At 64.3% G+C, this 6289-nt stretch carries 6 protein-coding genes; 4 read left to right on the top strand and 2 right to left on the bottom strand.

What is annotated here, in order from left to right; genetic code table 11:
• Nucleotides 1-52: 52 nt before the first annotated feature.
• Together ACZ1A1_RS08475 and ACZ1A1_RS08470 are read right to left on the bottom strand one after the other, a co-directional pair.
• Entirely contained in the window at nt 53-1159 is a 1107-nt protein-coding gene (locus ACZ1A1_RS08475; protein WP_313192718.1) for an ABC transporter substrate-binding protein, read from the bottom strand.
• Nucleotides 1160-1256: 97 nt separating this feature from the next.
• A complete protein-coding gene (locus ACZ1A1_RS08470; RefSeq protein ID WP_409529988.1) occupies nt 1257-2135 on the bottom strand; it encodes a MurR/RpiR family transcriptional regulator in 879 nt (292 codons plus the stop codon).
• 194 nt (nt 2136-2329) lie between these two features.
• Between ACZ1A1_RS08470 and ACZ1A1_RS08465 the strand changes: the two genes are divergently transcribed.
• The 4 genes from ACZ1A1_RS08465 to ACZ1A1_RS08450 all read left to right on the top strand — a co-directional run bounded on the left by ACZ1A1_RS08465 (nt 2330) and on the right by ACZ1A1_RS08450 (nt 6235).
• Nucleotides 2330-3094, top strand: coding sequence for an N-formylglutamate amidohydrolase (locus ACZ1A1_RS08465; RefSeq protein WP_463619520.1), 765 nt, complete (start codon nt 2330-2332; stop codon nt 3092-3094).
• A gap of 129 nt (nt 3095-3223) precedes the next feature.
• The gene (locus tag ACZ1A1_RS08460) at nt 3224-3733 is read left to right on the top strand and encodes a TRAP transporter small permease subunit (RefSeq protein WP_313192721.1); all 510 of its coding nucleotides are present in this window, start codon (nt 3224-3226) and stop codon (nt 3731-3733) included.
• Entirely contained in the window at nt 3730-5052 is a 1323-nt protein-coding gene (locus ACZ1A1_RS08455; protein ID WP_463619519.1) for a TRAP transporter large permease, read from the top strand. The genes ACZ1A1_RS08460 and ACZ1A1_RS08455 overlap by 4 nt, the downstream gene beginning before the upstream one ends.
• Before the next feature lie 130 nt (nt 5053-5182).
• Complete coding sequence (locus ACZ1A1_RS08450) at nt 5183-6235, top strand: TRAP transporter substrate-binding protein (protein WP_463619518.1); 1053 nt, start codon at nt 5183-5185, stop codon at nt 6233-6235.
• Nucleotides 6236-6289 lie beyond the last annotated feature (54 nt).

Below are 6289 nucleotides of genomic sequence, written 5' to 3'. Positions count from 1 at the left end.
GCATACCGCGTTCCCCGCCCCGTCCGGAAGGCCGGGGCGGCGGGGATGTGGGTTACTGCACGTTCGCGCCGACCGCGCTGTCCCAGGCGCCGGTCACGGCGGCCTGGTTGGCGTCGACTTCCTCGAGCGTCGGGAAGTAGGCCTTCTCGTAGGAAGCGGCCGGCGGCAGCGCGTCGATCAGGTCCTGCGGAACCTTGCCGGCCTTGACCATGGCGTTGAAGCGGACCGGATGGCAATAGCCCTTCAGCCAGCCGATCTGGCCGTCGTCGGAATAGAGATGCTCCATCCACAGCTTGGCGGCGTTCGGGTGCGGCGCGTAGGCCGAGATGCCCTGCACGTAGACGCCGGCGAGAACGCCCGTCTCCGGAACGATGACCTCGGTCGGCGGGTTGCCGTTGAGGGTCTTGGCCCAGCTAAGCGCGTTATAGTCCCAGGCGACGACGATCGGGGTCGAGCCCTGGGCGAGCGTGCCGGACTTGCCGATGACCGGAACGAAGTTGCCGGCCTTGTTCATCTCGGCGAAATAGGCAAGGCCCGCTTCGCCGGCTTCCTTGCCGGCCTTCGCGCCCTTGCCGAGGCCGGCGGCGAGAACGCCGAGGATGGCCTGGTTGGAAGCGCGCGGGTCGCCGGCAAGCGCCACCTGGCCGGAATATTCGGGCTTCAGGAGGTCGGCCCAGTCCTTCGGCGAGTTGGTGACGATGTCCTTGTTCACGAAGAAGGACATCACGCCGTAATAGTCGCCGTACCAGTAGCCTTCGGCGTCCTTGACGTTGTCCGGGATCTCGTCCCAGGTGGAGACCTTGTAGGGCTGGAGCAGGCCTTCCGCCTTGGCGGAGGGACCGAAGGCGAGGCCGACGTCGATCACGTCGGGCGACTGCGGGCCCTTGTTGTCCTTGTTGGCCTTGATGGCCTCGATCTCGTCCGCCGAGCCGGCGTCGGGGTTCAGCTCGTTGACCTGGATTTCCGGATACTTGGCCTTGAAGGCGGCGATGACGTCGCCGTAGCCGCACCAGTCGTGCGGAAGGGCGACGGTGGTCAGCATGCCTTCCTTCTTGGCGGCTTCGATGAGTTCCGCGCTCGGCTCCGCGAAGGCGAGCGTGGAGGAGGCGACCACCAGGGCGGTGGAAAGCGAAAGCAGGCGTCTCGTCTGTGACATCACGGGTGTTCTCCTTTTGTGTGTCAGGCGGCGAAGGGTGATTACTTGCGGCAGGTGAAGCTTATGTGACAGTTCTGTCCCGGTTTTTTCCCATGCGGATTCAAGGCTTGGCCGGAACCTCCGGCCGGGGCTTGCGAAAGAGCCGGCTGGCCTCGAAAAGGCCCTCCAGCGTCTTCATGCGATCGCTGGTCTCCTCCCAGCCCGAGCTCTGGACGGCCTCGATCAGCGCCTCGACGATGAACAGCGTCACGACGGACGAATCCCAGGCCGACGGCGCCTCGATATGGACGCGGAAGACCTTCGCGGCGACCTTGGCGACGGGCGAGGCCCAGGGGTCGGTGAAGAGCACGATCTCCACGCCGCGCTCGCGGGCGACGCGCCCGAGCGTCTCCATCTCCTGCTCGTAGCGGCGGATGTCGAAGATCACCAGCACGTCGCCGGCCTTCATGTTCAGCACGTAATGCGGCCAGGAGGCGGGATTGGAGGCGATCTGCGTGACGTTCGGGCGGATGACCTGCAGATGGGTGAAGAGATAGTCCGCGAGCGCCTTCGTGATGCGCCCGCCGATGATGTAGATGCTGCGCTGGCGGTCGGCGAGGAGGGCGCTCGCGCCGTCGAACTCGGCGGTCTCCACATGCGCCAGCGTCTGGCGCATGTTGGTCATGATCGCGTCGGCGAAGCGGTTGAGGATATGCGTGCCTGGCGCGTTCGCGGCCCAGCGGTCGTGCTTGGTGATCGGGCTGGAGAGCGTGGTCTCCAGCTCGTGGTGCAGGCGCGCCTGGAAATCGGGAAAGCCGCGGAAGCCGAGCTTCTGCACCATGCGCGCGACCGTCGGCGTCGACACGCCGGCGTTTTCCGCGACCGTCGTGATGCTGCCGAGGCCGGAGACGGGGTAATTGTCGAGCAGCGATGCGGCAAGCTGCTTTTCGGCACGCGTCAACGTATCGAAATGAGCATGGATCACATCCGACACCGTCATGGATGCTGTGTTGGGCGTCAAGTTTATTCCCCTGCGCTCCGGTCTGGCGCCGGAGTTTGGAAAATTAAACATCGCTGTCACAATTGGAGTCAAATGATTTTTTGAAGAGATTTTTTCAATGTGCGGTTGACAGCGGCAAAATGGTGAAGAATTCTCTTCATCAACGATAAAGGCCGGTCGAGGGGATCAGGCTCATGGGAATTCTGAGTGTGGAGGAGGGCGATCCTGTCGCCCTGGAGAATGTCGTTGCCCGCGGTCCGGTCATCCTGGTCTGCGAGCACGCCTCGCGCCTGATGCCGAAGGCGCTCGGCACGCTCGGCCTTACCGAAGACGTGCTTGCCAGCCATATCGCCTGGGACCCGGGTGCGCTCGCCGTCTCGCGCCTCATGGCCGAAAGCCTCGATGCGACGCTCTTCTACCAGCGCTTCTCCCGCCTCGTCTACGATTGCAACCGCCCGCCGGAATCGCCGGCCGCCATGCCGGAAAAGAGCGAGGTGTTCGACGTGCCGGGCAATGCCGGGCTCGACCGGGCGGCGCGCGATGCGCGCACCGAAGCACTCTACCTGCCGTTCCGCGAGAAGCTCTCCGGCCTCGTGAAGGCGCGGATCGCCGAGGGCCGCCCGCCGGTCATCGTGACCATGCACAGTTTCACGCCCGTCTATTTCGGCGCGCCGCGCGCCGTCGAGATCGGCATCCTGCACGACGCCGATACGCGCCTTGCCGACGCCATGCTGGAGGCGGCGGCGGCCGACGGGCGCTACGACGCCCGCCGCAACGAGCCCTACGGGCCGGAGGACGGCGTGACGCATACCTTGAAGGAGCATGGCCTTTCCAACGGCCTTGCCAATGTGATGATCGAGGTCCGCAACGACCTCATCCGAGACGAAGCCGGCCAGAGGGTCGTGGCCGGCTATCTGACGGGACTGCTCGCCAAGGGCCTTCCCGCAATCAATCAATAACCGGCCCGGGGAAATATCCGTGGAAACGGAAACGAACACGAACTGGAGAGGCCAAGCGGATGCTTGCGTTGATTTATCGAAGGTCCGGCCCGGCTGATTATGCCGCCGCTGCCAAGGGAGGCAACGGTCATGCCTGATTTCATCAAGAGCTATGTGCGCGTCGTCGACACGTTCAACCGGCGTGTCGGCATTTTTGCGATGTATCTGATTTTCGCGATGTTCGCGATCCTGCTTTATTCATCCCTTTCGAAGGCCTTCCACCTGCCGGCGAACTGGACGCTGGAATCGGCGCAGTTCACCATGGCGGCCTACTACATGCTGGGCGGCGCCTTCGCCATGCAGACCGGCGACCACGTCCGCATGGACCTGTTCTACGGCACCTGGTCGGTGAGGAAGCGCGCGATCTTCGACACGGTCACGGCTGCGGCGCTGATCGTGTTCCTCGGCTTCATGCTCTATGGCGGCATCGCCAGCACGACCTATGCCATCCAGTTCAAGGAAAAGAGCTTCACCGCCTGGGCGCCCTACATGGCGCCGATCAAGATCATCATGACCTTCGGCGTCCTGATGATGCTCGCGCAGGCCGTTTCCTCGCTCTTTAAGGATATCGCGGAATTGCGGGGAAGGCCCATCGAATGAGCTATGAATTCATCGCAATCACGATGTTCGCCGGCATGATGGTGCTGCTGCTCACCGGGCAGCGCGTCTTTGCCGTCATCGGCTTCGTCGGCGTCGTCGCGGCCTTCCTGCTTTGGGGCACGGGCGGCTCGGAAATGGGCTTCGCCTCCGTCATGAAGCTCGTCAAATGGTATCCGATGCTGACGGTGCCGATGTTCGTCTTCATGGGCTACATGCTCTCGGAATCGGGCATCGCCGAGGACATGTACAAGGCGATCCACGTCTGGATGGGGCCGATCAACGGCGGTCTTGCGCTGGGCACCGTCGGCCTCATGGTGATCATCTCCGCCATGAACGGCCTCTCGGTCGCCGGCATGGCGATCGGCGCGACCATCGCGCTGCCGGAACTGCTGCGCCGCGGCTACGACAAGGTGATGATGACGGGCGTGGTGCAGGGCGGCTCGACCCTCGGCATCCTGCTGCCGCCGAGCGTCGTGCTCGTGCTCTACGGCATGATCGCCCGCGTGCCGGTCGGCCAGCTCTGGCTTGCCGGCGTCTTTCCGGGCCTCATGATGGCCGCGCTGATGGCGATCTACGTCTATGTCCGCTGCCGCATCAACCCGTCGCTCGGCCCGGCGCTGCCGGCCTCGGAGCGCAACGTGCCGTTCGGCGAGAAGGTGCGGCTGCTTTCGGCCGGCATCGTGCCGCTCGGCATCTTCGTGCTGATGATGTGGCTGTTCCTCAGCGGCATCGCCAGCCTCGTCGAAAGCTCGGCGGTCGGTGCCATCTGCTCGGCGCTCGTCGCCTGGTGGCGCGGCCGGCTGAGCTGGCCGCTCTGGAACGACGTGCTGCAGAAGACGCTCGGCATCACCTGCATGTTCATGTGGATCCTGATCGCCTCGCTCTGCTTCGGCGCCGTCTTCGACGGTCTCGGCGCGGTCAAGTCCATCGAGCGTTTCTTCCTCGGCGACCTCGGCCTGGAGCCGTGGCAGGTGCTGGTGCTGATGCAGGTCTCGTTCCTGATCATGGGGATGTTCCTCGACGACACGGCGATGCTCGTCATCGTGGCGCCGCTCTACATTCCGCTGGTGCAGAAGCTGGGCTTCGACCTCGTCTGGTACGGCGTGCTCTACACGATCACCTGCCAGATCGCGTACATCACGCCGCCTTTCGGCTACAACCTGTTCATGATGCGCGCCATGGCGCCGCCCGGCATCGGCATGCGGGACATCTACCGTTCGATCTGGCCGTTCGTCGGCATCATGGTCGCCAGCCTCATCATTATCGGCGTGTTCCCCGAGATCGCGACGTGGCTGCCGAACAACTACTACAGCAAGTGATTGGCTTGCCGGCGGCCAAGGCCGCCGGCGCGCGAGGGAGTAATGAGGCCGGTAGAAGAAAAGACGATTGACCGTCCGGGATGAACGGCCGTTCCCGGCAGAGCGTAACGATAACCAGAGGGAAAGAGATATGACCAATAGAAGGCAATTTCTGACGCGGGCCGGGGCGGTTACGATCGGAGCCGGTGCCGCTACGCTTTCCGCACCCGCCATCGTGAGGGCCCAGGAGGCCATCAAGTGGCGCTTCCAGACCTATGCGGGCGCCGCGCTCGGCGAGCACGTCACCAAGCCCATCGTCGATGCGATCAACGCTTCGGCCAAGGGCGAGCTGGAGATCGAACTCTACTTCGCCGACCAGATCGTGCCGACGGGCGAGCTTTTCCGCGCGCTCCAGGCCGGCACCATCGACGCCGTGCATTCGGACGACGATTCCATGGCCTCGCCCGCGGACGTCGCCACCTTCGGCGGCTATTTCCCGCTCGCCACCAAGTCGATCCTCGACGTGCCGGTGCTGTTCAAGCAGTACGGCCTCGCCGGTATCTGGAAGTCGTCCTACGAGAAGGTCGGCGGCGTCGTGTGGCTCTCGTCCTCCGGCCAGGACCCGTGCCACTTCAACACCAAGAAGGCCATCACCTCGGTGAAGGACCTGGAGGGGCTTCGCCTCTACACCTTCCCGACGGCCGGCCGCTTCCTCACCCAGTTCGGCGTCGTGCCCGTCACGATTCCCTACGAGGACGCGCAGGTCGCCGTGCAGACCGGCGAGCTCGACGGCATGGCCTGGTCGGGCATCACCGAGGACTACACGGTCGGCTGGGCCGACGTGACGGACCACTTCCTGACCAACAACATCTCGGGCGCCTGGATCGGCTCCTTCTTCGTCAACGAGAAGAAATGGGCGGAACTGCCGGACCACCTGAAGAAGCTGGTCATGACGGCCATCGAATCCGGCAACAACTACCGCGACCAGTGGTACTGGGGCGGCGAGGCGAAGCTGCGCGCCGAAGGCACGAAGCTCAAGCTCACCAGCATCCCGGCCGAGGAATGGAAGGTCGTCGAGGACGCCGCCAAGGTCTTCTGGAAGGAGATCGCCGAGCAGGGCGAGACGGCGGCCAAGGTCGTCAAGATCTTCGAGGACTACAATGCCGTCATCAACAAGGCCGGCCCGCCCTATGTGAACGGCTGACGCCACGAGACCGCCGGACCGGGCCTTGCCGCCCGGTCCGGCACGACGCCACAA

The organism is Shinella sp. R2-11 (assembly GCF_055330205.1).
Note: the sequence above shows the minus strand (reverse complement) of the source record. Positions and strands in the feature narration are given on the sequence as shown.

Coding starts and splice junctions, on each gene's coding strand:
- ACZ1A1_RS08450 (WP_463619518.1), top strand. CDS start 5,183: ATGACCAATAGAAGGCAATTTCTGACGCGGGCCGGGGCGGTTACGATC.
- ACZ1A1_RS08455 (WP_463619519.1), top strand. CDS start 3,730: ATGAGCTATGAATTCATCGCAATCACGATGTTCGCCGGCATGATGGTG.
- ACZ1A1_RS08460 (WP_313192721.1), top strand. CDS start 3,224: ATGCCTGATTTCATCAAGAGCTATGTGCGCGTCGTCGACACGTTCAAC.
- ACZ1A1_RS08470 (WP_409529988.1), bottom strand. CDS start 2,135: ATGACGGTGTCGGATGTGATCCATGCTCATTTCGATACGTTGACGCGT.
- ACZ1A1_RS08465 (WP_463619520.1), top strand. CDS start 2,330: ATGGGAATTCTGAGTGTGGAGGAGGGCGATCCTGTCGCCCTGGAGAAT.